The sequence below is a fragment of the Peribacillus sp. FW305-BF15 genome (assembly GCF_058783805.1).
In genome coordinates this window covers 18,453-44,043 of record NZ_JBYSYV010000021.1, presented here as the reverse complement: position 1 = coordinate 44,043, position 25,591 = coordinate 18,453, and the positions used below count along the sequence as shown (strand labels likewise).

General features: G+C 41.1%; 23 protein-coding genes and 2 riboswitches. Of the genes, 20 read left to right on the top strand and 3 right to left on the bottom strand.

Features of this window, described 5'->3' with window-relative positions:
• Positions 1 to 2 precede the first annotated feature (2 nt).
• From AC3WLU_RS20095 to AC3WLU_RS20010, 18 genes are all read left to right on the top strand, one after another.
• Complete coding sequence (locus tag AC3WLU_RS20095; RefSeq protein WP_063577696.1) at positions 3 to 713, top strand: CoA transferase subunit A; 711 nt, start codon at positions 3 to 5, stop codon at positions 711 to 713.
• Complete coding sequence (locus tag AC3WLU_RS20090) at positions 680 to 1,345, top strand: 3-oxoacid CoA-transferase subunit B (protein WP_057277328.1); 666 nt, start codon at positions 680 to 682, stop codon at positions 1,343 to 1,345. Before AC3WLU_RS20095 ends, AC3WLU_RS20090 begins: the two co-directional genes overlap by 34 nt.
• Before the next feature lie 9 nt (positions 1,346 to 1,354).
• Positions 1,355 to 2,626: a peptidase gene (locus AC3WLU_RS20085; protein ID WP_098864260.1), complete on the top strand. Its 1,272-nt coding sequence runs from the start codon at positions 1,355 to 1,357 to the stop codon at positions 2,624 to 2,626.
• A gap of 77 nt (positions 2,627 to 2,703) precedes the next feature.
• Complete coding sequence (ablB, locus tag AC3WLU_RS20080; protein WP_492597788.1) at positions 2,704 to 3,552, top strand: putative beta-lysine N-acetyltransferase; 849 nt, start codon at positions 2,704 to 2,706, stop codon at positions 3,550 to 3,552.
• A gap of 82 nt (positions 3,553 to 3,634) precedes the next feature.
• Entirely contained in the window at positions 3,635 to 5,014 is a 1,380-nt protein-coding gene (locus AC3WLU_RS20075) for a sigma-54 interaction domain-containing protein (RefSeq protein WP_063575876.1), read from the top strand.
• Positions 5,015 to 5,132: 118 nt separating this feature from the next.
• Positions 5,133 to 6,536 carry a lysine 2,3-aminomutase gene (gene kamA / locus AC3WLU_RS20070; RefSeq protein ID WP_063575877.1) on the top strand — a complete coding sequence of 468 codons (1,404 nt, stop codon included), beginning with the start codon at positions 5,133 to 5,135 and terminating at the stop codon, positions 6,534 to 6,536.
• Position 6,537: 1 nt separating this feature from the next.
• Positions 6,538 to 6,819 carry a YokU family protein gene (locus AC3WLU_RS20065; RefSeq protein WP_063575878.1) on the top strand — a complete coding sequence of 94 codons (282 nt, stop codon included), beginning with the start codon at positions 6,538 to 6,540 and terminating at the stop codon, positions 6,817 to 6,819.
• Positions 6,820 to 7,515: 696 nt separating this feature from the next.
• On the top strand, positions 7,516 to 8,457 hold the full coding sequence (gene qoxA / locus AC3WLU_RS20060; RefSeq protein ID WP_413003525.1) for a cytochrome aa3 quinol oxidase subunit II: 942 nt from the start codon (positions 7,516 to 7,518) through the stop codon (positions 8,455 to 8,457).
• Positions 8,458 to 8,507: 50 nt separating this feature from the next.
• The gene (qoxB, locus tag AC3WLU_RS20055) at positions 8,508 to 10,463 is read left to right on the top strand and encodes a cytochrome aa3 quinol oxidase subunit I (protein ID WP_413003527.1); all 1,956 of its coding nucleotides are present in this window, start codon (positions 8,508 to 8,510) and stop codon (positions 10,461 to 10,463) included.
• Positions 10,454 to 11,050: a cytochrome aa3 quinol oxidase subunit III gene (gene qoxC, locus AC3WLU_RS20050; protein ID WP_413003529.1), complete on the top strand. Its 597-nt coding sequence runs from the start codon at positions 10,454 to 10,456 to the stop codon at positions 11,048 to 11,050. The genes qoxB and qoxC overlap by 10 nt, the downstream gene beginning before the upstream one ends.
• Positions 11,051 to 11,052: 2 nt before the next feature.
• Entirely contained in the window at positions 11,053 to 11,340 is a 288-nt protein-coding gene (gene qoxD, locus AC3WLU_RS20045) for a cytochrome aa3 quinol oxidase subunit IV (RefSeq protein WP_057277337.1), read from the top strand.
• A 941-nt stretch (positions 11,341 to 12,281) separates the two neighbouring features.
• A complete protein-coding gene (locus AC3WLU_RS20040; RefSeq protein WP_413003531.1) occupies positions 12,282 to 12,524 on the top strand; it encodes a YozE family protein in 243 nt (80 codons plus the stop codon).
• Between the two features lie 14 nt (positions 12,525 to 12,538).
• Positions 12,539 to 14,305 carry an ATP-binding protein gene (locus AC3WLU_RS20035; protein ID WP_413003533.1) on the top strand — a complete coding sequence of 589 codons (1,767 nt, stop codon included), beginning with the start codon at positions 12,539 to 12,541 and terminating at the stop codon, positions 14,303 to 14,305.
• A gap of 150 nt (positions 14,306 to 14,455) precedes the next feature.
• Entirely contained in the window at positions 14,456 to 15,163 is a 708-nt protein-coding gene (gene yodN / locus AC3WLU_RS20030) for a germination protein YodN (RefSeq protein ID WP_034307510.1), read from the top strand.
• Between the two features lie 171 nt (positions 15,164 to 15,334).
• Positions 15,335 to 15,505, top strand: coding sequence for a YozD family protein (locus AC3WLU_RS20025; protein ID WP_064505166.1), 171 nt, complete (start codon positions 15,335 to 15,337; stop codon positions 15,503 to 15,505).
• Between the two features lie 230 nt (positions 15,506 to 15,735).
• Positions 15,736 to 16,440, top strand: coding sequence for a purine-nucleoside phosphorylase (deoD, locus tag AC3WLU_RS20020; protein WP_034307509.1), 705 nt, complete (start codon positions 15,736 to 15,738; stop codon positions 16,438 to 16,440).
• A 280-nt stretch (positions 16,441 to 16,720) separates the two neighbouring features.
• Complete coding sequence (locus AC3WLU_RS20015; RefSeq protein ID WP_492597787.1) at positions 16,721 to 18,181, top strand: lmo1851 family serine protease; 1,461 nt, start codon at positions 16,721 to 16,723, stop codon at positions 18,179 to 18,181.
• Positions 18,182 to 18,294: 113 nt separating this feature from the next.
• Complete coding sequence (locus AC3WLU_RS20010; RefSeq protein ID WP_413003535.1) at positions 18,295 to 19,182, top strand: LCP family protein; 888 nt, start codon at positions 18,295 to 18,297, stop codon at positions 19,180 to 19,182.
• 174 nt (positions 19,183 to 19,356) lie between these two features.
• Here AC3WLU_RS20010 and mtnA read toward each other — a convergent pair whose 3' ends face one another.
• The 3 genes from mtnA to AC3WLU_RS19995 all read right to left on the bottom strand — a co-directional run bounded on the left by mtnA (position 19,357) and on the right by AC3WLU_RS19995 (position 22,706).
• Positions 19,357 to 20,403 (bottom strand): S-methyl-5-thioribose-1-phosphate isomerase, encoded by a 1,047-nt coding sequence (gene mtnA, locus AC3WLU_RS20005; RefSeq protein WP_440439215.1) that lies wholly within the window; start codon positions 20,401 to 20,403, stop codon positions 19,357 to 19,359.
• Between the two features lie 14 nt (positions 20,404 to 20,417).
• Positions 20,418 to 21,620 (bottom strand): S-methyl-5-thioribose kinase, encoded by a 1,203-nt coding sequence (mtnK, locus tag AC3WLU_RS20000; RefSeq protein ID WP_492597786.1) that lies wholly within the window; start codon positions 21,618 to 21,620, stop codon positions 20,418 to 20,420.
• 78 nt (positions 21,621 to 21,698) lie between these two features.
• Positions 21,699 to 21,852: riboswitch (SAM riboswitch) on the bottom strand.
• 71 nt (positions 21,853 to 21,923) lie between these two features.
• Positions 21,924 to 22,706, bottom strand: coding sequence for a carbon-nitrogen family hydrolase (locus AC3WLU_RS19995; protein ID WP_369314914.1), 783 nt, complete (start codon positions 22,704 to 22,706; stop codon positions 21,924 to 21,926).
• Between the two features lie 99 nt (positions 22,707 to 22,805).
• On the opposite strand from AC3WLU_RS19995, the gene AC3WLU_RS19990 reads away from it, so the two are divergent.
• Positions 22,806 to 23,978 (top strand): pyridoxal phosphate-dependent aminotransferase, encoded by a 1,173-nt coding sequence (locus AC3WLU_RS19990; RefSeq protein WP_106027686.1) that lies wholly within the window; start codon positions 22,806 to 22,808, stop codon positions 23,976 to 23,978.
• 118 nt (positions 23,979 to 24,096) lie between these two features.
• Positions 24,097 to 24,250: riboswitch (SAM riboswitch) on the top strand.
• 108 nt (positions 24,251 to 24,358) lie between these two features.
• Positions 24,359 to 25,591, top strand: coding sequence for a 2,3-diketo-5-methylthiopentyl-1-phosphate enolase (gene mtnW / locus AC3WLU_RS19985; RefSeq protein WP_413003542.1), 1,233 nt, complete (start codon positions 24,359 to 24,361; stop codon positions 25,589 to 25,591).

The window sequence follows — 25,591 nt, the reverse complement described above, 5'->3', positions numbered from 1 at the left end:
TGGTGGAAAATACATTCCAGAAGATTTGTCGTTTGGAAGATGTCCGCCATCACTTTAAAGATAAACAGTCCATCCTATTTGGGGGATTCGGTGGCATAGGGACGCCTCCGGGATTGATCAATGTGATTTTGGAATCAGGTATTAAGGATTTAACCTTGATTGGGAACGATACAGGTTTCCCAAATATCGGAATCGGAAAACTGGTCACCCAGCGCCGAGCGAAAAAAGTCATCGTTTCCCATATCGGTTCCAATCCCAATGCAGGACTATTAATGAACAATGGTGAACTCGAAGTGGAGTTCTGTCCGCAAGGGACACTTGTCGAACGCATCCGGGCCGGAGGGATGGGACTCGGCGGAATATTGACCGATATTGGAATGGAAGCCGATATCGTCCGGGAAGGCAAGCAAACCGTAAAGCTAGGCAAGAAAAATTATCTGGTGGAATCGGCATTAACTGCAGATATCGCCATTGTTTACGCAGAAATGGCTGATCCTTATGGAAATCTTCTATTCGATAAAAGTGCCAGGAATACGAATCCAATCGTTGCTGCGGCCGGACAGATCACTATAGTCGAAGTCAGGCAAATCGTTCCGCTGGGCACTTTGGATCCAGAGAACATCATTGTACCGGGGGCCTTTGTGGATTATATCATTCCATCAAAAGGAGTCGATTGGAAATGGGTTTGGGAACAGGGGATAGAAACAGAATAGCGAAACGGGCAGCAGCAGAAATAAGCGATGGGATGCTGGTCAATTTGGGAATTGGCATTCCATCACTTGTACCGAATCATCTTTGGGATGATCATAAAGTGATGTTTCATGCAGAAAATGGCCTTGTGGGAATTGGCAGTACTCCTGAAACGGGGAAGGAAGATGCGCATCTTTGCAATGCTGGGGGATTGCCGATCACCATTAGAGCCGGGGCTTCTTACTGCGACAGTACCGTTGCATTTGGAATGATACGCCGCGGCAGGGTGGATATCACGATTCTAGGAGCACTTCAAGTAAGTCAAGCGGGGGATCTCGCTAATTGGATTGTTCCGGGAAAGCGGGTGCCAGGCATGGGCGGTGCAATGGAACTGGCTGCAAAGGCAAAAAAGGTCATTGTCTTGATGGAACATAACGATAAAGCGGGCATGTCTAAATTAGTCAAAACATGTACGTTGCCGTTAACAGCCCAAAAATGCGTACATATGATCATCACCGAATTAGGCGTGTTTTCCGTAACTTCGGAGGGCCTCCTATTAACTGATGTATTTGATACGTCCAGCATTGAGGAAATCAGGAATCGGACCGAAGCCTCGTTTACCGTCTCTGAAAATATCCAAAAATTAAAAGAATGAGAGAGGAGAATGGATATGTATGAGGAAAAAATAAGAACATGGCTGAATGAACATCGGATGAATGGGGTTCAGCTTTTGCAAAAACTGGTTCAGGAACCGAGCAAAAGGGGCCAAGAAGGAAGTGCACAAGCAATAGTGGTCGAGAAGTGCAGACAACTTGGTCTGGAAATAGACCTATGGGAAATCGGGGATGAACAATTAAGAAAACATCCCCATTTTTATTGCGACCGCAGGGATTTTAAAGGAAATCCGAACCTTGTGGCCATTAGAAGAGGAACAGGCAAGGGGAAATCCCTTATTTTAAACGGACATATTGATGTAGTTCCTGAAGGTGATCATGCAGCATGGCATGATGAACCCTATAGCGGCAAGTTGATGGACGGGAAAGTTTTCGGGCGGGGAACGACGGATATGAAAGGCGGCAATGTATCTTTATTGCTGGCCATTGAAGCGATCGTCGAATCTGGAATCCAATTGAAGGGGGATTTGATATTTCAGAGTGTGATTGAAGAGGAAAGCGGTGGTGCCGGCACACTTGCGGCAGTCATACGCGGGTATAAAGCTGATGGTGCAATCATTCCGGAACCTACAAATATGAAACTATTCCCATTACAGCAAGGTTCGATGTGGTTTCGACTGAGAATAAAAGGCAAGTCTGCACATGGAGGCACTAGGTATGAAGGAGTCAGTGCAATTGATAAAGCAGTTGTTGTAATGAAAGAAATCAAGATGCTTGAACAAGAACGGAATGAGTCACTCCGTCATTCACTCTATAAAAATGTCCCTATCCCCATTCCAATCAATATTGGTAGCATTCAAAGCGGGAATTGGCCTTCCTCCGTGCCGGATACAGCCGTCCTGGAAGGAAGATTCGGCATCGCCCCTACAGAAACCATGGAAGATGCACAAAAATCGCTGAAGGAGCGAATAGATGCTTTAAACGAGAGTGATGCATGGTTCAAAGAAAGACCTATTGAATTAGAATGGTTTGGGGCCAGGTGGCTGCCTGGCAATCTCGAAATCAATCACCCGCTCATGAAGACAATTGGCACATACTATGAAAAAGTGGTCGGCGAAGAACCGCTTGTCGAAGCTTCACCATGGGCGACGGATGGAGGGTATCTTTCATCAGTTGGTTCTACCCCCGTCGTTGTGTTTGGACCAGGGGAAACGAAGATGGCCCATGATTCGAACGAATATATAGAGGTTGATAAAATGTTGGAAGTTGCGGAAATCATCGCTTTGACCATTATTGAATGGTGTGGGGTGGACCAGGAATAATCATTTTTCCAAGGTCTGATCCGGGAAGGGTCAGGCCTTTCGCAACAATTTTCGAAGATGTGAAAGGAGCGGGACAAATGGAGGCTGGAATCATCGAAAAAAGAATTCGAAAGCCAATGTGCACCATACATATTACGATCGACCATTTTAATAAGCGAATCAGGGTTGATGATTATCTAGGGCATTTTCAAGAATGCGTGGAGGAAACCTTGAAGGTGGCTAAAAGCATATCAGCAGAAAAAATCATCTTCAAGTCCCGCAAGGAAAACGTTATGGCATTGCTTGCTCAGGGCTTCCTATATGAAGGAAGCATCGATAAATTCTTTTTGGGAAGCGATTGTTTCTTCCTTGTTAAATATAACCGGAATGAAAGGCGCAATAGTGCTGAATGGGAAAGGGAAGATCAAATCCTTACCGATGTTCAGATGCTGCCGGTTAAATCCGGACTGGATGAACCGCCGTCAGCCTATCAAGGACGTAAAGCTGAAGTGGCAGATGCACTTCAGCTGGCCCAACTGTATGGGAAGGTTTTCGAGGTGTATCCCACACCCATGAATGATCCGGTTTATGTGAAAAAGTGCATGGAAATGGGAACGGTTTTTTATATTTATGTCCATGAAGAGAGGATCGTCAGTGCTGCTTCCGCAGAAATTAATTCCTTTTACCATAATGCAGAAATCACTGACTGTGCGACATTGCCGGAACATCGGCAGTACGGCTTGATGAAACAATTGATTTCCGCGCTTGAGGACTATCTTATTTCACACGGCATTTATTGTATCTATTCGATTGCCCGGTCGCTCTCTTTCGGCATGAATGCTGCATTGCATCAGCATGGATACTCGTACCGCGGACGTTTGGCCAATAATTGTTATATCTTTGATAAGCTGGAAGATATGAATCTTTGGGTGAAAAACTTTAGTTGAATGCTCATTTTTAGGCGGTTCATGACAAGTTTTTGGCATTTCCTCATATACATCTAGCAAGAAGGTATTGAGGAGGGATAGCTTGCCTAGTGAATTTTTTAATACAAGTGAAGTGTTGGAAGCGATATTAGAAACCATTGATGAAGGCATTCATGTGATAGATCCAAAAGGACAGACCATCTTTTATAACGAAGTGGCCGCCAATCATGATGGGATGAAAAGAAGTGAAGTGCTCGGGAAACCGTTGCTTGAAGCGTTCCCTTCTTTGAATCACAAATCATCGACGTTACTCCGGGTCATTAAATATGAAAAACCAATCTATAACTATAGTCAATCGTATGTAAATGCTCATGGGCGTATCATTGAGACGCTAAATACTACTCTACCCATATATGTAGATGGGTTTATGATAGGTGCAATCGAGATTGCAAAGGATTATTCAAGCTTGAAGCAATTATCGGAAAGGTTAGCTGATCTGGAAAGCTCGCTCAAGACAATCAAAAGTCCTCAAAGGAAAACGACTGGGAACGGCGGATTGTATTCTTTCACTGAAATCCTGACAAGTGATAAGGGGTTTAAAAGTTTGATATCCCAAGGTAAAAAGGCTGCCCGCTCCACCTCATCGGTATTGGTTTATGGGGAAAGCGGTGTAGGAAAAGAGCTTTTTGTTCAAAGCATCCACCAGGAATCGAGCCGCAGTAATGAACCTTTCATCGCTCAAAATTGTGCGGCCTTACCAGAAAGTTTATTGGAATCGCTTCTATTCGGTACGGCAAAAGGAAGCTACACTGGTGCTGTGGAGCGACAGGGATTGTTTGAATTGGCCAACGGCGGAACCTTGTTTTTGGATGAATTGCAATCGATGCCGATTGACTTGCAGGCAAAGCTTCTGCGCGTGCTTGAAGATGGGTTCATCAGGAGGATAGGTGGCACAAAAAGTGTACAGGTGAATGTCAGGATCATGGCAGCGATGAATATTGATCCGAAAAAGGCCGTATCGGAAAATAGGCTAAGGCCGGATTTATTTTACCGATTGAACGTATTGAGCTACGAGCTGCCTCCGCTAAGGGAGCGGATTGATGATATAGAGCTTCTTTCTGAACATTTCATATCTATATTTAACAGTAAATTAGGACTATCCATAAAAGGCATGGATGAGAAGACAAAGGATTTTTTTCGGAAATATGACTGGCCTGGAAATGTAAGGGAACTTAAACATACGATAGAATTCATGATGAACCATACGGAGAATGATGTATTGAATCTTGAAGATTTGCCCCAGTTTTTAAAGAAGCGCAACCCATCCGAAAAAATACTTCCCCTTCGTGAGGCCATGATTGAGATGGAAACAAAATTGATTACCGAGGCCCTTCTTCAAACGAACGGTAACGTTTTCCAAGCATCGAAGCTATTGCAAATTCCAAGACAGACCTTGCAATATAAAATAAAAAAACATATTTGATGGAAAAAATCCGGATGCAGCCTGCAGTCCGGTTTTTTTTATGGGCATTCGAATTTTTGGGTCATTTTGGCATCCTTCTTGCATTTAATACTACTATCATAACTCAGGAGGTATAACCATGTTATTTGACTTATATAAGCCAGACCGCAATTGGAAAGATATAGAGCTATGGAAAGATGTAACCGAAGAACAATGGAACAACTGGCTGTGGCAGCTTACAAATACGATCCGAACAGTTGATGATTTGAAAAAAGTGATAAACCTGACTCCGGATGAAGAGGAAGGCGTGAGGATTTCCACGAAAACCATTCCATTGAATATCACCCCATACTATGCTTCGTTAATGAATAAAGATGACCCAAGGTGTCCAATCAGAATGCAATCGGTCCCAATCTCGGAAGAAATGCATAAAACCAAATATGACATGGAAGACCCCCTGCATGAGGATGAGGACTCCCCTGTACCGGGATTGACCCATAGATATCCTGATCGCGTTCTTTTTTTGGTGACGAATCAATGTTCCATGTACTGCCGTTATTGTACGCGAAGACGTTTTTCAGGCCAAATTGGCATGGGCGTGCCAAAAAAACAATTGGACGCAGCAATTGGTTATATACGTGACACACCGGCAGTTCGGGATGTCCTTATTTCCGGCGGGGACGGATTATTGATCAATGACACGATCCTTGAATATATCCTCAAAAACTTAAGGGAAATTCCTCATGTTGAAATAATCAGGATAGGTACACGGGCACCGGTTGTTTTTCCTCAAAGAATCACTGAAAATTTATGTGCCATTTTAAAAAAATATCACCCGGTTTGGCTGAATACTCATTTCAATACCTCGATAGAAATTACCGAAGAGTCAAAGAAAGCATGTGAGATGCTTGCCGATGCGGGTGTACCTGTAGGTAACCAGGCAGTTATTTTAGCGGGGATAAATGACAGTGTCGCAATCATGAAAAAGCTGATGCATGATCTTGTTAAGATCCGTGTCCGCCCTTACTATATCTATCAGTGCGACCTCTCGGAAGGAATCGGACATTTCAGGGCACCCATTTCAAAAGGAATTGAAATCATCGAAGGGCTCCGGGGCCATACATCCGGGTATGCAGTGCCTACCTTCGTCGTCGATGCACCAGGAGGGGGAGGGAAAATCACCCTGCAGCCGAATTATATCCTTTCACAATCTCCAACAAAAACAGTACTGCGCAATTTTGAAGGTGTGATAACCACATATCCTGAACCTGAGCAATATACACCAGGACTTGCAGATGATTATTTCAAAAGGGTATATCCTGATATGGAAGAAAAACAGTCAGATATAGGTGTATCTGGTTTAATGAACGACAAACAATTCAATTTAGTGCCTGAAGGGCTGAAGCGAATGAACCGACGGGAAAATTACGTGACCAACCCAGAGCATGCTTCATTGAAGAACAAACGTGAAAAGCGAGATTTGTTAAAAGAAAAGAAATTCCAGGCACAGCAAAAAAAGAGCACTCCTAAGGGGGATGAATAGCATGGAGACGTGTCCATGGTGTGAGGTCGGAACATTACAATCGGTAACCGATACAGTGTTTTGGGAGTTGCCAGATGGATCGAGAGCGGTTGAAATTGATGAAACGCCATCGTTCTATTGTGATAATTGCCATGCGCTATTTCAGAGTGATGAAACGACTAAAGAGATTGAAGACCAGCTGTTTTTAATTGATACGAAAGAGTTAGGGAAACAGACGACGTATGACGAGTTATTGAAGATGAAGCGGTTGTTAAAGCGGAATTATTTTGATTTTGGGAAATAAAAAATAATTAGAAGTTACCTCATCATCTACTTTTTTTGGTGAGGTTTTTCTGTGCGCCCGGCGGTGCGGTCGATAGGGTGCACATCTCGAACAGTGAAGGCATTATTAGTGACGCGGAATTCTGAAGGAAGCAAACGGTATATTGAGATATATTATTTTGGAAGCCTCTTTTGGAGAGGTCTTTTTAAATTTCTTCAAAGGGTATTAGGGTAGATGAAAAAGCACTGTTAAAACAACTAAATTTTATTTTCAAAATACGAAGAGCAGAAATAATAATGAAAGACCAATCGTACAAAATTAAAATCCCTGCGGCTGTTGTAAAGGAAAGGAAAATTGAAGGGCCTGTTATTTTATATCAATGGCCGGTCCAAGAAAAAATCCAGTACCAATAGTGCAGCCAACCCCTATCAAGGACAATTCTCAACCATTTTAAATCTTCATCTTCACTCCCGTACTTTGACCACTAGGAATAAAAAAATCCATGCAGTATCTTCTCCTCACATATTCAAATTTCTTTTCAAAGCAAGTAGGTATTTAGATTACCTGTTTCTCTGAACATTCCCCAAATGAATTCATATATATATCCCGCCTATAAGTATGATTGTGAGAAATTACCATTCTTAATAAGCATTTTTTGGGATAACTTCATTTTTTGTGGATAACTTAGAAATGAATCTTAAAAGAAAGGGTACATATATGAAAATAAAATGGGTTACATTAGCTATTCTTTCTACCATCGTCAATGTGCTTTCTGGCTGTGAATCATTAGCGGTCTTAGACCCTAAAGGACCTCAAGCCCAAACGCAGGCCAATGTGATTTGGCTATCAATTGCGATCATGGCGGTTATTGTTATAGTTGTTTGTGCTATTTTAGTCTTTGTGTTAACGAAATACCGTGACTCTAAACTACCTAAAGATTATGAACCACCCTACATTGAAGGGAATCATGTTGTTGAAACGATTATTGTTGGGGTCCCAATTTTAATCGTCATTTTCTTCTCCGTAGTTTCTGTAATTTCCAACAATAAAGTGGAAGCCACTCCGGAAGGGTACAAGGGTCAAGATCCATTAGTTATTTACGCTTCGTCATCAGACTGGAAGTGGCATTTTAGTTATCCAGAAAACGATATCGAGACAGTTAACTACTTGTATATTCCAACAAATCGACCACTTGAATTTAAACTTTATTCATTCGGGCCTATCACGAGTTTCTGGATTCCACAACTTGGCGGTCAAAAATATGCCATGTCTAACATGGTGACCACATTACACTTAGCAGCGGACGAATCAGGGGAAATGATGGGACGAAATGCAAACTTTAGTGGGAAAGGATTCGCTGAAAATATGTTCCACGTCGAAGCGATGTCTCAAGATAAGTTTGATGAATGGGTAAAGGAAGTTAAAGAAACTGCGAAACCCATTACTGAAGTAAGATTCAATGAATTATTAAAACCGGGTCATGAAGGACAGTTAACGTTTACTGGAACTCATTTAGACTTCTCACCAGCTCCAGAAGGTGAAAATGCTGGACATCATCATGGCGCAAGTGACTCTAACGCGAATTCAAAAGGCGAACATATGGAACATGATCATAAGTCAAGTAATAGTAAAGAAAAATCAGTACACAATCATGAATAATTGCTTAGTCTATCTCGAGAAAAATATTTTCAGAAAGGAAACACAAAAGTATGGGTTTTTTTTCTAGATTTCTTATACCTAATCCTAGTCCCGTCATTTACTCATCAATGGTGGCCATTGGTGTTACTGTTCTCTTGATCATTGTTGGTTTAACCCACTTTAAAAAATGGTTTTTTTTATGGAGTGGCTGGCTAACAACCGTCGATCATAAAAGAATAGGTATTATGTATCTAATATCTGCTTTGCTAATGCTATTTCGTGGCGGGGTAGATGCTGTGATGATGCGTGCGCAACTTGCCGTACCGGATAACAAATTATTAGATTCACAGCACTATAATGAAATTTTTTCAACACATGGGGTTGTGATGATTCTCTTTATGGCGATGCCGTACATTATGGCCTTAATGAATTTCGTAGTGCCATTACAAATTGGAGCCCGAGATGTAGCATTCCCACGTCTAAATGCCGTAAGTTTCTGGTTATTTTTTATGGGTGCGATGCTATTCAACATCTCTTTTGTAATTGGTGGTTCGCCTGATGCAGGGTGGACATCTTATTTCCCGCTTGCAGGTAATGAATTTAGCCCGCATGTTGGAACGAATTATTATATGATTGGTATTCAGATAGCCGGAATAGGTACATTAATGACGGGGATTAACTTTTTGACGACTATTGTTAAAATGAGAGCACCCGGTATGACATTAATGAAAATGCCAATGTTTACATGGTCTGCTTTAGTCACAAGCGTTATTATCATTTTCGCATTCCCTGTATTAACAGTGGCGCTGATCATGGGAACAATGGATCGACTATTCGCAACCAAGTTTTTCACAATGACTGATGGCGGTATGGATATGCTTTGGGCTAACCTGTTCTGGGTTTGGGGACATCCTGAAGTTTATATCTTAATTTTGCCTGCATTTGGTCTTTTTAGTGAGATTATCCCAACCTTTTCACGACGTAACCTATATGGATATCGATCAATGGTTGCTTCAATGGTATTTATCTCTATATATTCATTCTTCGTTTGGACGCACCATTTCTTTACAATGGGGCAAGCAGCATATGTTAATAGTATTTTCTCGATTACAACGATGGTAATCGCTATCCCGACTGGAATCAAGATCTTTAACTGGTTGTTCACGATGTGGAAAGGCAGAATCAGATTTACCGTACCTATGCTTTATTCAATAGGTTTCATACCTCTTTTCACAATCGGTGGAGTTACCGGGGTTATGCTTGCGATGTCAGCGGCGGATTATCAATACCATAATACAATGTTTTTAGTAGCTCACTTCCACAATGTCATTATTCCGGGTGTAGTATTTGCTGTGCTTGGTGCCGGAACTTACTACTGGCCGAAAATGTTTGGTTTCATGTTGAATGAAAGGATTGGGAAATGGGCGTTCTGGTTTCTAACCATTGGTTTTTGCTTAGCATTCTTCCCTATGTATATTACGGGTTTAGATGGTCAAGCACGTCGTATGTACACATACTCTGAATCGACTGGATTTGGACCATTGAATATGATTTCGTTTATCGGGGCAGCTTTAATGGCAATCAGCTTTGTATTAATCGTATATACGATTTACTATAGCATTCGCCATGCTCCAAGAAATGTTAGTGATGATCCGTGGGATGCACGTTCCCTTGAATGGGCTACTCATAATCCAGTACCAGAATATAACTTTGCTATTATTCCACAAGTGAACTCAAGGGAAACGTTTTGGGATGCTAAATATAATGGTCATGAATTATTCAAGGGTGACTATGAAAAAATTCATATGCCCAATAACAGCGGGGGACCGTTTATCCTGTCCTGTATCTTCTTTGTCTTTGGATTTGCGTTAGTATTCAGCATATGGTTTCTTGCGATTATTGGGTTAATCGGTATCTTTGTTTGCATGGCTCATCGTTCATTCGAAATTGATCATGGGCATTACATTTCTGTAGAAGAAATTAAAGAGACAGAAGCAAAATTCGGAGGTGTTAATAAATGGAAATAGATCACTCGCAACCTCTTGAATATAGTACAGAACAAAATCGTCTAAATATTTTAGGCTTCTGGATTTTCCTTGGAGCCGAAATTATGCTTTTTGCAACACTCTTTGCATCATATTTTACATTAGTTGATCGTACGGGTAATGGACCTGCAGGAGCAGAATTATTTGAAATCACTCCAGTACTTGCTGAAACATTCTTGCTCTTAACAAGCAGTTTTGTCATCGGGCTTGGAATTCATGCCATGCGAATTGGCAACAAGGAAGCTATGTTGACATTTTTCGTAATCACTCTCCTTCTTGGATTAGGATTTATAGGATTTGAAATTACTGAGTTCATTACCTATTATCGCGAAGGAGCTACACTGCAAACTAGTGCATTTACATCGATGCTTTTTACAACATTAGGGACACATGGAGCACATGTTACATTAGGGCTTTTCTGGGGGTTATTTATTATCCTTCAAGTGAAAAAACGCGGGTTGACACCTGAAACAGCCAATAAATCTTTCATTTTCTCTCTTTACTGGCATTTCTTAGATATCGTTTGGATCTTCATCTTCACCTTTATCTACATGAAAGGGATGACATGAACATGAAGGAATTATTCCCGGCTAAGCAAGTATGGGGTTTTGTATTTTCATTGATTTTGACGTTTGTAGCTATTTTGGTTTACTTCTTCAATATGTCAAAAGCAACAGGCATGACGATTTTTATATTGACAGCATTCATACAAGCAGCTGTTCAACTAGTTGTGTTTATGCATGCTCGTGAAACTGATGATAGCAAATCAATTTTTATGACATTATATTGCGCTATATTCCTAGCTCTAATTACTGTCTTCGGTACAATACTATGTATGATCTGGGGTTGGAGTTATTGATATGATACAGCTTGGGAACAGAAGGCGTATGATGAGTAATTGAAGTTGAAATAGGGACAATGAGCTATGAATAGGGAAAAGCTTATAATGCCCTATCACAATATAACTGCTGATAAATTCCAATTTTAAAAAGCGACCTTCATTTAAGGGATACGTCTATTGAAATTCCCTTTTAAGGTTATTTCCAATCCCAATGAGAATGGGGGAAATAGCCATTGATCGTGCGGATTCAGATAGCCATCTAAAAAAATGTTTTATAAACTATTAGGGAAAAGTAATAGCAAGGTGTTTGATGGCTGGGAAGAGTACCGAAAAGAAATTCCCTATTTCTCCAGATGCAATGAAAGCATATCATTATCAAGAACTTCATCGTGAAAATCCTACTCGTGAGTAATATGTTCTTCATACTATTCGTAAGAGGTGTAAGGCGATAGTGAAAAGACTGGATTTTTTACAGCAAACAAAAGCAATAAATTGTTCCATATATGAATGAATAAATCCCCTCATTTTAGACAGAACAGTGTAAACCACTATTTCTATCGATGAAGGGGATTTGATTTTTCCTTTCAGAAAACTATAGCCTGCGGGAAATTGAAGATTTTTGAAGTCATTCCGTCATCCTTCATGCGGAATGACAGTCCGTGCCCCGCATGTTTATTATAGGACTTGGGCATTGATTGATACCAGTTGAAGAACTTCGTCTCCTTTATCGAACATATTTAGAACGATATCGTAAAAATAAAAAAAATTCCGTTTTAAGGAAAGAGACGATATTTTAGTGTAATTCCGTAATAAAACGAATGCGTTTTGTGTTGAAAAATCGTGGATTTCATAAAATGAGGAAGAAAAAACCAAATTGTTTTTTAAAAAAGTGGACGGAAGCGAAAGTTTCCGATATATTAAAGCAGAAATCATAGTTATTTTAGGGGGGGCTCGACATCATGAGACCATTTTATTTATATTTAATGAAATTTCGACAACCAAAGGAAATTGATGCAATCACTAAATTTGCCAATTATGCCTATGAGGATCATGGCTTCCCAAAACAATCGACTGATTATAATGAACTGAGCAGTTATTTAGAATTGAATGTAGATTATCTCGAAAGTATGTCAGTCTTCGATCAAGCGTGGGAACAGTATGTCCAAATAGAAGAAGGGCTCATATTGGGAGATCAGGAATAGGGAGGATCGGAAGGATGTTAAAAAGCCTTCAAACCCGAATTTTGCTTTATTCTTTACTTATTGCAAGTGTTCCTCTTCTGATTTTGGGAATCATATCCTATGGGTCACAACGCTCCCTTCTGGAGAAGGAAGCAAAAAATGCCCTGAATGCAGGTTCACTGAATATTGTAAATGAAACATACAGCTATTTGAACGAACGGATCAGTGATGTGAAATTAATGAGTGCAAATTCTGCAATCATCAATCCTGGCCACTCAAAAGAAGAGAAGTCAGATGAACTAAAAAAGTTTATCGATGCAAAAGGAAATTATTACGGAGTTATGCATTTGGATATGGAAGGCAATGTCATTGCAGATACATCCAATAAAATGATCGGGGATAACCTCGCGAAGAGAATATGGTTCAAAGAGGCAATAGAAGGTCATGAGTTCCTTTCAGACGTATATAAAACCCGGGCTTTCTCAGAACCGATTATAGCTCTGAGTACGCCGGTATATGATCATGCAGGGGAAATGATCGGAGTCGTATCCACAGCTTTCCGTTTGGAAGGGTTGTGGGAGATGATGGAAAAAAAAGCTGATGAAATTAGTGATAAATACCCAGTGAACTTTTTCATGATCAACCAGGAAGGCATCATGATTTCGAAAAAAGACCCACATGGCATTATGCAGGATTCTGCCTTGAGAGAAATGGGATTAACAAAAGATAAGCTGATGGAAGCTTCGTTATCGGATGATTTGTACAGTGCAGAGAATGGGGAAAAAATATATTCCATCAAGCCTGTCCATACGATAGCCCAAACAGAGAATAAATGGTTTGTTGTTGTGGGTGCTGATAAGAAGCAGGTGTTTCAGCCTTTGAATGACCTATTGACACGGTACCTGACCATCTACAGCATCGTTTTTGTTTCTATCATTCTGGCTGTCTATTTACTAACAAAGAGCCTCGTTCGGCCAGTTCAAGAACTTGTCGAAGCGACAGAGGATTTCATAGGTGGAAAGGAATTCATCATTTCCGATAAAAGAAGCTTCGAGGAAATGGAAAAATTGAACCTTGCCTTTTTAAGAATGATGGAAACGATAGAAGATCGTGAGAAGGAAATCGTCCGTACGGAAAAATTGAAATATGTAGGCCAGCTAGCTGCCGGTGTCGCCCATGAAATCAGGAACCCATTGACGACAATAAAGGGTTTTTTCCAATTATTGAAGAGCCAGGATCATGATAAATCATTGATAGAAAAATATAGCGATGTCATGCTTCATGAAGTGGATCGGGTCAATGTATTTGTAACTCAACTTCTTGATTTGGCAAAACCGCATCAACTGGAATGGGAGAAAATCGATTTAAAGGATTTCCTTGATGAAATTATGGATACCTATACTCCCTCAATTCCGAGTTCTCATGTAAGAATAATTAATGGCATGACACAATCCGTCATTGTTTATTCAGACAGGAACCGGTTAAGGCAGGTTCTCTTGAATGTCTTGAATAATGCATGTGAAGCCATCGAAGCAAGGGGGCAGATTGAACTGAATCACGATTCCATCTCCCAATATATAAGATTAGTGATCAGTGATGATGGAAAAGGTATAAGTCCCGAGAATTTAAAAAATATCGGTATGCCCTTTTATACCACCAAACCGGATGGAAACGGATTAGGTGTAGCGACATGCATTCAGATAATGGAGGAATTAAAAGGAAAATTCCAAATTGAGAGCGTCCCCGACGAAGGAACGAAAGTGACGCTCACTATCCCCACTACGAACCGTCTCATTAAATGAGGCGGTTTTTGGTTGCAGTGCCCTTAAATAAATGGGCCGGTTAATTAGCTAAATGAGCAAAATGCCCGCTTAATTCCATTAACCTCCATGTTTGTTTGTGCATATAATTTACTAATCAAACGATAAGGACCATATTGGGGGATGTCTCTTATGGGCAAAAAAAAACAGCCGAAATTTAAATTAGGCGATACAGTCGTAATAACAATGTATGGGACAGTCGGGAATATAACCGATGTAAAATTTCTCGATGGTGCTTATGTGTATGAAGTGAACTATAGTGAAGGTCTTTATATCGAAAAAACATTGCAATCGATAAATGAATATGAAGGAGAAATCCTTTATCCGAAAGAGCAAATCGATATTGAATATAAATTTTTATTAGGTGACTTGGTCCAAGTGGATGGATATGAACAGGATTATTTCAAGATTATCGGCTATCGAACGGAAATTTGGCGCTATAAGGAAAATGCCTGGGAGGATGTAATCTATGAGTTATCAAGAATCTCTGATGGTGAATGGCTTGAAGCGCATGAAGAAGAACTGACTTTGATTGCCGATGCTAAACGTGCAGATGGAATCATTAAAAAGTTGGGTCTGCTCCTTCCTCAAAAGAAAAATGAGCTTGCTATCATTGCTAAACAAAACAACCCTGGTAAAGGTGAGCGAGAAATGACAATGACAAAAGATGAAAAAAAGGAAATGATTGATGGCCTGTTGGATTTATATAATGATTATTGTAAGCTCTACGAACATTTTGGCGATGATGAATATCGTCACATCATGAAAATCGCCCTTGCTAAAATAGAAAAGGCGGCAGAGGAAATTTATCCAGATCATAAAAAGAAGCAAACGAAGTGAAAGATACCTATAAAGGGCAATTTCCAGATTCCCTATAGAAGTATCCATTCAAATTGAACACGAATGGAACTTGATAACGATAGACCCTTCATATGTTTTTCCATTAAGGGATGCCTTACTGGTATATTTGTCTCTACACATTCATAGACCTTTAAATAAGGGGGCGATGATTTGCGAGAAATTGAGGTTTTTATTGATACAGAAGAGATAGCGGAATTCTTTTTTCAAGAATTGATAAGACGGGGCTATCTTCCAACAGAAGCTGAAGTTGAAGATCTTGCTGACATCACATTCGAATATCTTCTTGAAAAATGCATAATTGATGAAGAAGTCGATGAGTAACCTGTCTTAAGACGGTTAGCAGCTTCCTTTCCCTTAATTTTATTAACCATTAAAAAAAAGACGGCGGACCTCCGCCGTTTTGTTTGCGATTTAGGAAGGGTGCCAAAAGTCGTTTCGTGATTTCCATTTTTCAAGTTCCAGATAAGGTTCGATTTTCCTAACTTGTGGTTGATATGGTATAGTAGTTTTTGAATATCATTTCAACCACAAGTTAAGGAGGACATAGTCGTATGAGCGTACATATTGGTGCAAAAGAGAATGAAATTGCGGAAACGGTCTTACTTCCTGGGGACCCGTTGCGTGCAAAATATATTGCTGAAACATTTTTAGAGGATGCTAAACTTTATAATGAAGTTCGTAACATGTTTGGATATACAGGGACATATAAAGGAAAACGAATTTCTGTACAAGGTACAGGCATGGGTGTCCCATCCATTTCGATTTACGTGAATGAATTGATGAATAGCTATAATGTCCAGAAGTTGATTCGTGTGGGAACTGCAGGAGCGATTCAAAAAGATGTAAAAGTCAGGGATGTGATCCTTGCCATGAGTGCCTCCACTGATTCCCAAATGAATCGTATGACTTTCGGCGGGGTGGACTTTGCTCCGACCGCAGATTTCGAATTACTAAGAAAAGCTTATGACGCCGGCACGGCAAAGGGCTTGCAATTGAAGGTCGGTAATGTATTTACGGCCGATCAGTTTTATAACGATAATAGTGAATTGGAAAAATGGGCAAAATACCAAATACTTGCGATAGAAATGGAATCAGCGGCCCTTTACACGCTTGCTGCTAAATTTGGACGCCAAGCTTTATCTGTATTGACCATTTCCGATCACATTTTAACTGGTGAGGAAACGTCGGCGGATGAGCGCCAGTCAACTTTTAACGAAATGGTTGAAGTGGCATTGGAAGCAGCTATCCAGGACTGATAATTGGATGTAAATGACAGGCGGGTGACCAGGAATAAGTGATGCTGTATAATGGCAGTTTGGATACAGGCTCATTTGTTCCAGGTATCCGCATTTTTGTAATATCAGGAGATGCCTGTTGTCCTTGGAGCATTCTCCATGATTTGAAGTTTATTAAAAAATACATATGGCTATAAGTTGTTATTTTTGATAACTATTATTTTTCGATTGGCATGAAAGCTGATAAAATAGGAATGAAATCGTTTATATCGTCATGAAGAATGAAAGTGGTGAGGCTTCAGTGGAAGAAGAAAATCAAAAACAGCCAAAAGAGGCAGGGAAATTCATTAAAATGAAGAAGTTTACGTTCATTATGGGGATTTTCTTAGTCATATTTCTAACTGCAGGGATTACTACAATAGCCTTGACCTTTGGAGATGAAAAAGTAGAGTCATTAGCACCGGATAAGCATGCGGAATTTGAAAAGCTGTATTCTACATACGATAAGATAAAAGATGACTATTATGAAGAGGTTGATGAAGAAAAACTTGTTGACGGCGCAATTAATGGAATGATCAAATCATTGGATGATCCCTATTCTGCTTATATGGATAAAAAGCAAGCATCGAGTTTCCATGAGAGCATCTCTTCATCTTTTGAAGGAATCGGTGCTGAGATTCAGGAGCAGGATGGACAAATCATGGTCGTCTCACCGATAAAAGGGTCCCCAGCAGAAAAAGCAGGGGTAAAACCGAATGATATCATATTAAGTGTGGACGGTAAAAGTGTTGAAGGACTCAGCTCTTCTGAAGCTGTCCTGAAAATCAGGGGCGAGAAGGGTACGAAAGTTGATCTATCCATCTCAAGAGCTGGTGAGTCGGAACCGATTAAGCTCACCATTAAACGGGATACAATTCCGATTGAAACGGTATATGCGGAAATGCTTGATGATGGAGTTGCAAAAATTCAAGTGACCAGTTTTTCCGAACATACAGTCCAAGAGTTGAAAACGGCGCTTGAAGAAATGTCGAAGAAGGATATGAAGGGTCTCGTATTGGATTTGCGGGGAAACCCAGGAGGACTGCTTGATCAAGCAATAAAAATGGCAAGCCTGTTCATACCTAATGGGAAAGTGGTCCTTCAAGTTGAGGATCGCAGCGGGAAAAAAGATGTATATAAATCGGAGAATGATGGAGAACTGAAAATCCCGGTAGTCGTGCTGATTGATGATGGAAGTGCCAGTGCTTCTGAAATCGTTGCAGCGGCTGTCAGTGAGTCTGCGGACATTCCATTGATCGGTGTCAAGTCATTTGGGAAAGGGACAGTGCAGACTGCCCAAGACTTCGAAGATGGATCTAACTTCAAATATACGGCAGCTAAATGGTTGACTCCTGAAGGCAATTGGATTCATAAAAAAGGGATCAAGCCGGATATTACTGTGAAGCTTCCTGATTATGCCAGCCTTCCGTACATTTCGCCTGATAAGGAATTGAAAGCATCCGATTCTTCTAGTGAAGTGAAGGCGGCTGAAGAGATGCTGAAGGAAGCAGGACATGATCCAGGTAAAATAGATGGATTCTTCGATGAAGCAACCAAGAATGCGGTCATAGCATTCCAAAGGGAACAAAAAATTAAAGAAACCGGCACCATTAAGGATGATACTACCGTGAAATTGATGCAGGTCATCCGCGAGAAAATCCTTAAAAACGACACACAAGTGAAAAAGGCAGTAGAAGTATTAAAGAAAGAAATCAATAAATGATTTTGATTGAAAAGCCTGTCAGCGGATATCGTTGGTAGGCTTTTTTTTCGTTTCATGCATAGAATTCCAAAATTAGGCAGAGAATAGGGGTAATTTTCCGATGAGGTGAGGTAATGAAAGAAAAGGTATTGTTCATATATCTATTGGTCTTGATTCTGGCAGGCTGCACCTATGCCCCTTTACCCAAACAAAATGGAAATGAAGGTACGGAAAAAAAACTAACCAATGAAGATAACCAGGAAAACGATAAAACTTTTCTGTTAATTGGTGTTGACACAAGGGGAGAGCAAAAATCTCGATCAGATGCGATTATCCTTGCAAAATACTTTCCTGAGCAGGAGAAACTGAAGCTGGCTTCCATTATGCGTGATAGTTATGTGAAAATCCCCGGGAATAAATCAGGATATAACAAAATAAATGCTGCTTATTATTATGGTGGAAGGGAATTGCTCAAGAAAACCATACAGGAAAACTTCGATGTCAAGATCGACCATGTAGCGGTAATCGACTTTAAGGGATTTGTGAAGATGGTGGATTTACTTGCCCCTGAGGGGGTGGCGGTGAATGTGGATCAGGAAATCATAGATGATATGAGCATCCAAGCAAGCGTCGGTAAAAATGTTTTACATGGTGAGGAATTATTGAAATATGTCCGTTTTAGACATGACGATGAAAGTGATTTTGGCAGGGTTGAGCGTCAACAAGAAGTAATGGTTCAATTAAAAACAGCGTTTATAAATCAAATCTCATCCTTCGAAGGTATGGCAGCCCTTCCTAGTATAATCGAACAAGGACTCTCGTACTTGGATACGGATATTGGACTGAAAACAATAATGGAAATGGGTCCCAAAGCCGTCTTCCATACACCGGACACGGTCGAGACCTTAAGGGTTCCAGTGAAAGGAAGCTTTAAAGATGAAATATATCCCCAGTCCGGAGCCGTTTTGGAAATGGACTGTACCGAAAATAAAAAGGCACTTCAGGAGTTCTTTTCAAAATAATAAGAATGTCCTATGCTCTTTTATTATCGAAGACATCCTAATATTAACTGAAGATGTTCAAATTTAAATATTGTATTATAGACCTCGCAAGAATAATCTTAATACGATCACCTTTAAAAAACGAGAGGGATAAAAAATCCTTCTCGTTTTTTAACACCATAAAAGGAACCTGGATCAATTAACAAAATGCGGAATGTTTTTGAAGAAATCCGGTGTTATGATGCCGTTTTCGGTAATGATGCTTGTAATTAGATGATTCGGTGTAACGTCGAAGGCTGGATTGAAAGTCTTCACGTTTTCCGGAGCGATCCTTACACCTTGAATGAAGGTGATTTCCGTTCCATTCCGTTCTTCGATCGGGATGGATGTGCCGGATTCGATAGAAAGGTCGAATGTGCTTGATGGTGCGGCCACATAAAAGGGGATACCAAAGTGCTTGGCTAATATGGCCAATCCCAACGTCCCGATTTTATTGGCAGTATCTCCATTTGCCGCAATCCTGTCGGCCCCGACGATAATTCCCTTTATTCCTTTCTGGTGAATCGTATGGGCAGCCATATTATCAGAAATTAAGGTGACGTCAACTCCCGCTTGCATCAATTCCCAAGCCGTCAAACGCGCCCCTTGCAGGACAGGCCTTGTTTCACATGCGTACACTTTTAGCGGAAAGTCCCTTTCTTTAGCCAGGTGGAAGGGAGCCAAGGCTGTGCCATACCGAGCCGTGGCGATTCCGCCAGCGTTGCAATGAGTAAGAATGGAATCTCCTCTATTGAATAGGGATAAACCATGTTCCCCGATTTTCCTGCACATTTCTTCATCTTCAGCAAAGATGGCTTTAGCCTCCGCTACAAGTGCTTCCTTGGCAGTTGAAATGCTTTGCGCAGCCTGCAAGGTGTTCTCCATCCTCCTTAACGCCCAAAAAAGGTTGACTGCAGTAGGCCGTGAAGAGGCGAGTTTTTCAATATGCCTCGTTACATTTTTCTTGAATTCCCCTAATTCAGCGGTTGTTTCCTGCTTGGCGCCAAGTGCAACACCAAATGCTGCCGTCAGCCCAATTGCTGGGGCACCGCGAACTTTTAAGGACAAAATGCTGTCATACACATCATCAACAGAATGAAGTTCAATAAATTCAGTTATGGAAGGAAGGGCTTGTTGATTTAATAATGTAATATGGGTATCATCCCAATGTACCGAATATGGTAAGGGTGCTAGTGTAGTCATGTGCAGGTCTCCTTTTAAATGGTTGAGTAAGATGGCAGTGTCCGTTGCTTCAACGCTTCAATGACGGCTGGAACATCCAATTCTCCCCGTTTTTTAATTAAAAAAGTACCGATTTCCAATGTTGCCGTTTTAGCTGCGATCCTTGTTTCTTTATCTTCAATGACGTTTAAATCGGCTACATGGGAAAGGCCAATGGTTCGCCGAATCAGTTCGCAGCCGGCAAAGCCGAAAGCATCTTTTTTGAATTTTGTCAGTAAATAAGGCAGATAACCCTTCACATGGCGGAATGGACTTTTATTTTGGACCTCCCATAATTCGGTATAAGTTTCTTCAAAGGCATTCCAAAATTCATGAAGGAGCGTGAAAATCTCTTCCTTTCCAGCGCCATTTCGTGTAATTGCCTGAAAGAGAAGGTTGGCGGTGTATTGACCAAGGTCAAAACCAACTGGCCCATAAAAAGCGAATTCCGGGTCAATAACCTTTGTTTCAGTTTTACTTGCAAATATACTTCCAGTATGTAAATCTCCATGAAGCAAGGCTTCCTGCTCGGTTTCAAAGCTTTGCTTCAGCTTGGCGACCTCAAGTATCACTTCTTGATCATTCCATATTTTTTGGGAGGCATCTTTCAATTCCACCTCGAAATCTCCAGGGAGTTCCTCAAAAAATGGATCCGTGAAAATAAAGACCTCAGTGATTTTGCAGAGTTCGGGATTCGTGAAATGTCGGGCCACTTCCTTTTTCGAAGAGGGTTCTAAATGATAATCGGATGTATAAAATGCCGTCTTCGCAACATACTCACCAATATGCTGTGAAAGCAATGGATATGAATCGCCATCGATCAATCCTGTTCTAACGATTTTCAAGTGCGATAAATCCTCCATGACTGTGATGGCAAGCTGTTCATCCGAATAGTAGACTTGCGGTACGAATTCGGGGCAATAACTTCTGAAATGAATCAGCGCATTCGCTTCAATGGCTGCCCTTTTCAATGTCAGCGGCCAGCTTTCACCAAGTACCTTGGCATAAGGGACCGCTTGTTTGATTATTAGACCTTTGTTTGTGACCGTGTCTGTAATATGAAAAACATAATTTAAGTTTCCATCGCCGATTTCATTACATTTCAAACTTGCATCCGCATTGACCAACCCAAGTTTTTTTGCAAGAGTTATAGCTGTTTCGTTTGTCAATCTCTTAAAATTTGAATGGTTTTGAGTCATTCTTTTCCCCTCCAGATTCAAAATAAGAATAAAAAAGCCTCTTTCATATAGAAAGAGGCAGAAGTTTTGGCTTCGGACCTCTTATCTTCCAGAAAATGAATTCTGGTGGAATTAGCACCGTGCTCTGTGGATTCAATAATCCGGCGGAAGATCCGCCCCATTTCACAATGGTATTACAGTCGGTTGCTGGGCTTCATAGGGCCTTTATCCCTCAGCCTGCTCTTGATAAGAGTAAATGTTTTCTGAAATTTTAATCTTCGGGAAAATAATATCAACTTTTTAAATAGTTTGTCAATGGGTAAATTAATAAAAATCAGGACGGCGATCTTCGAATACAGGTATTTTGTTACGTGCTTCCGTAACTTTGTTGAAGTCCAAGGTGCCTGTCAATAGTTCGTTTCCTTCTCCGGCTTCACTTATGATATTCCCCCATGGATCAATAATTAAGGAATGGCCCGCAAATATATTATTGACATCCGAACCTGTACGATTAACGGCTACAACATAGGCTTGGTTCTCGATGGCACGGCTTATCAATAAAGCTCTCCAGTGATCTAGTCTCGGCTTTGGCCATTCAGCCGTAACGAATAGAACTTCCGCGCCTTGAACGGTATGGGCTCGCTGCCATTCTGGGAAACGAATGTCATAACAAACGAACCCGGCACATATTTTTTCATCAAGAGTAAATAAACCATCTTTTTCACCTGGCTGCAGGAAATGATGTTCATCCATTAATTGAAATAAGTGAAGCTTATCATATTCTTTAATGAGCTTTCCGTGTTTATCGATGATGATCATGGTGTTATAGATTCCCTTGCTTGTTTTTTTCGCAATGGAACCGCCGATGATGTGAAACTGGTGTTTCTGTGCCTGTGTTCTAAGAAATTCAATCGTTTTTTCTGCCTCTTGATCAGCAATATCATTCAGCCTGGTCAAGTCGTATCCGGTTGTCCAAAGCTCTGGTAATATGACGATATCGGGTTCGGACCGAGCTGCTTTTTCCATCCATTGTTCTGCAACCTGAAAATTGATATCTGGTTGCCCGAAAGCTATATCCATTTGAATACAAGCTATTTTCCACTTCATCGTTTAAACCCCCCACATGTAAAAAATGCTTTACAAGACTACGATAAACATATATCATTTGTGACTAGAATTTCAAGAAATTTCAGAGAAGGTGTATAAATGGTGCAATTCGAAAAATCCGGACTGCTTCAGGACCTGCCCAAGCAGTTTTTTGCTTCACTGGTCGCAAAAGTCAATGCAATCACGGAGCAAGGACATGATGTCATTAATTTAGGCCAGGGGAACCCTGATCAGCCGACGCCGGAACATATCGTCAAAAGTTTGCAAACTGCCGCTGAAAAAACAATTAATCATAAATATTCGCCATTCCGGGGACATCAATATTTAAAAGATGCTGCTGCCGTCTTTTATGAACGGGAATACGGTGTCAAGCTGGATCCGAATAGTGAAGTGGCGATTCTCTTCGGGGGAAAGGCAGGTCTTGTCGAACTTCCGCAGTGTTTATTGAATCCAGGTGATACGATCCTTGTTCCAGATCCCGGCTATCCGGATTATCTTTCCGGTGTTGTTTTAGCCCAGGCAAAGACCGAACTGATGCCCTTGACAGAAGAAAATGATTTTCTTCCGAAATACGATGACATACATAAAGAAGTTCTTGATAAAGCCAAAATGATGTTCTTGAATTATCCGAATAATCCCACAGGCGCTTCTGCAACTGAAAGTTTCTTTGATGAAACCGTCTCCTTTGCAAAAGAACATTCAATTTGTGTGGTCCATGATTTCGCCTATGGGGCGATCGGATTCGACGGAAAAAAACCGATAAGCTTTCTCCAGGCGGAGGGAGCGAAGGATGTAGGAGTTGAAATATACACTCTATCGAAAACATACAATATGGCAGGGTGGAGAGTCGGCTTCGCAGTGGGCAATAAGAGTGTAATAGAAGCTCTTGAACTTTTACAAGACCATCTTTATGTGAGTCTCTTCCCGGCGATACAAGAAGCTGCGGCAAGCGCTTTGCTTGACTCACAGACCTGTGTAGAGCAGTTAGTGCAAATGTACGAGGGGCGAAGGAATGTTTTCATTGAGGGATTGAGGTCCATCGGATGGGAAGTCAAAGCTCCAGCGGCATCGTTTTTTGCCTGGCTCAAGGTACCTGGAGGTTTTACGTCCGAGAGTTTTGCGGACTATTTATTAACGCATGCCCATGTAGCTGTTGCCGCAGGGAATGGGTTCGGTGAATTTGGCGAAGGTTATGTCAGGGTAGGGCTACTGACTTCGGAAGAACGGCTGCAAGAGGCTGTGGAACGAATACGGACATTAAACTTATTTTAATGCAATAAGGTTCACCTTTAAATAGTTAAAACTTATTGACAAAGTAGGAATTACCTGTCAGAATACAAAATAAATTCTTAATCTTTCGATACTTGGATGCAACTTATATATCAGCGTTTTCTTATTTTGAGCAGGTGGAGGGACTAGCCCGATGAAGCCCAGCAACCGACTGTAATTCCATTGTAAAATGGGGCGGAATCCTTCCGCCGGATTTTTTTGAAATCCACAAGGCACGGTGCTAATTCTTGCAGCCGATGGCTGGGAGATAAGAAGATGGCTTTTTAAAGCCTCTTCTTTATGAAGGGGCTTTTGCCATTTTGAGACCATCTCAGACCAATAGTGACATCGAGAGTTTACTAACGTGTTATAGGAGTGATCAGATGAGCGAGATAGTCGCTACTTATTTAATTCATGACCTTATTGGAAATCATGAGAAAAAAGCAGAGAGCATTGCCTTGGGTCTGACTGTCGGGACATGGACGGACTTGCCGCATTTGGTACAGAAACAACTGGAAAAACATAAGGGACGCGTCGTATCGGTGACCCCCCTATCTGAAGAAGAGAGGGCAAACAGCTACTTTAATCGGAAAGTATACCGTTCGCTGATTAAAATTGCCTATCCGGCAAGGAATTTCTCCAATGATTTACCTGCAATCCTTACGACGGTCTTCGGCAAACTTTCATTGGACGGTGAAATAAAACTGATAGACTTGGATTTTGTCGGTGATATTCAAAAAGCTTTTCCCGGGCCGCAATTTGGCATTGAAGGCATAAGGGAAAAGCTTGGCGTATTTAACCGGCCCTTGGTGATGAGCATCTTTAAAGGCGTATTGGGAAGAGACCTAACATTTCATAATGAGCAACTGAAGCAACAAGCATTGGGAGGTGTCGACCTAGTTAAGGATGATGAGATCCTCTTCGACCAGGAACTGACTCCATTTTTCGATAGAATAAAAACGGGTAAAAGAATATTGAATGAAGTCTATGAAACTACTGGCCACCGTACTTTATATGCTGTCAATCTATCTGGGAAAACTTTTGAATTATTGGATAAGGCAGAGCAAGCGGCTGAAGCAGGGGCAGATGCTTTATTGTTCAACGTTCATACATATGGTTTGGATGTATTGCAGGCCTTGAGTGAACATGATCGTATAAAGCTGCCGATCATGGCGCACCCCGCATATAGCGGGGCATTGGCATCTTCATCATTTTATGGTATCGGCTATCCATTATTGCTTGGTAAATTAGTAAGATTATCAGGTGCGGATTTATCCTTGTTCCCTTCCCCTTATGGAAATGTCGCACTTGAAAAAACGGAGACCTTAGCGATTGCTGAAGCTCTGACAAGAGATGAACTTTCATGGAAAAAAGCCTTCCCTGTTCCTTCTGCAGGCATTCATCCGGGCATGGTTCCGGACCTGATCAAGGATTTCGGGCTTGATAGTGTGATTAATGCCGGAGGCGGAATTCACGGGCACCCTGACGGAGCAGAGGGCGGTGCCAAGGCATTCCGTTCTGCTGTGGAAGCCGTTCTGGCAGGAAAGGAACTTTCTGAAGCGGCGGATGAGGAAGAAACCCTAAAAAAAGCTCTTGTGTTGTGGGGAGGCCTTTAA

Bases quoted from the DNA above. Each gene is read 5' to 3' on its own strand.
- AC3WLU_RS20090 (WP_057277328.1), top strand. From the start codon at position 680: ATGGGTTTGGGAACAGGGGATAGAAACAGAATAGCGAAACGGGCAGCA.
- AC3WLU_RS20085 (WP_098864260.1), top strand. From the start codon at position 1,355: ATGGATATGTATGAGGAAAAAATAAGAACATGGCTGAATGAACATCGG.
- ablB (WP_492597788.1), top strand. From the start codon at position 2,704: ATGGAGGCTGGAATCATCGAAAAAAGAATTCGAAAGCCAATGTGCACC.
- kamA (WP_063575877.1), top strand. From the start codon at position 5,133: ATGTTATTTGACTTATATAAGCCAGACCGCAATTGGAAAGATATAGAG.
- AC3WLU_RS20065 (WP_063575878.1), top strand. From the start codon at position 6,538: ATGGAGACGTGTCCATGGTGTGAGGTCGGAACATTACAATCGGTAACC.
- qoxA (WP_413003525.1), top strand. From the start codon at position 7,516: ATGAAAATAAAATGGGTTACATTAGCTATTCTTTCTACCATCGTCAAT.
- qoxB (WP_413003527.1), top strand. From the start codon at position 8,508: ATGGGTTTTTTTTCTAGATTTCTTATACCTAATCCTAGTCCCGTCATT.
- qoxC (WP_413003529.1), top strand. From the start codon at position 10,454: ATGGAAATAGATCACTCGCAACCTCTTGAATATAGTACAGAACAAAAT.
- qoxD (WP_057277337.1), top strand. From the start codon at position 11,053: ATGAAGGAATTATTCCCGGCTAAGCAAGTATGGGGTTTTGTATTTTCA.
- AC3WLU_RS20040 (WP_413003531.1), top strand. From the start codon at position 12,282: ATGAGACCATTTTATTTATATTTAATGAAATTTCGACAACCAAAGGAA.
- AC3WLU_RS20035 (WP_413003533.1), top strand. From the start codon at position 12,539: ATGTTAAAAAGCCTTCAAACCCGAATTTTGCTTTATTCTTTACTTATT.
- yodN (WP_034307510.1), top strand. From the start codon at position 14,456: ATGGGCAAAAAAAAACAGCCGAAATTTAAATTAGGCGATACAGTCGTA.
- deoD (WP_034307509.1), top strand. From the start codon at position 15,736: ATGAGCGTACATATTGGTGCAAAAGAGAATGAAATTGCGGAAACGGTC.
- AC3WLU_RS20010 (WP_413003535.1), top strand. From the start codon at position 18,295: ATGAAAGAAAAGGTATTGTTCATATATCTATTGGTCTTGATTCTGGCA.
- mtnA (WP_440439215.1), bottom strand. From the start codon at position 20,403: ATGACTACACTAGCACCCTTACCATATTCGGTACATTGGGATGATACC.
- mtnK (WP_492597786.1), bottom strand. From the start codon at position 21,620: ATGACTCAAAACCATTCAAATTTTAAGAGATTGACAAACGAAACAGCT.
- AC3WLU_RS19995 (WP_369314914.1), bottom strand. From the start codon at position 22,706: ATGAAGTGGAAAATAGCTTGTATTCAAATGGATATAGCTTTCGGGCAA.
- AC3WLU_RS19990 (WP_106027686.1), top strand. From the start codon at position 22,806: ATGGTGCAATTCGAAAAATCCGGACTGCTTCAGGACCTGCCCAAGCAG.
- mtnW (WP_413003542.1), top strand. From the start codon at position 24,359: ATGAGCGAGATAGTCGCTACTTATTTAATTCATGACCTTATTGGAAAT.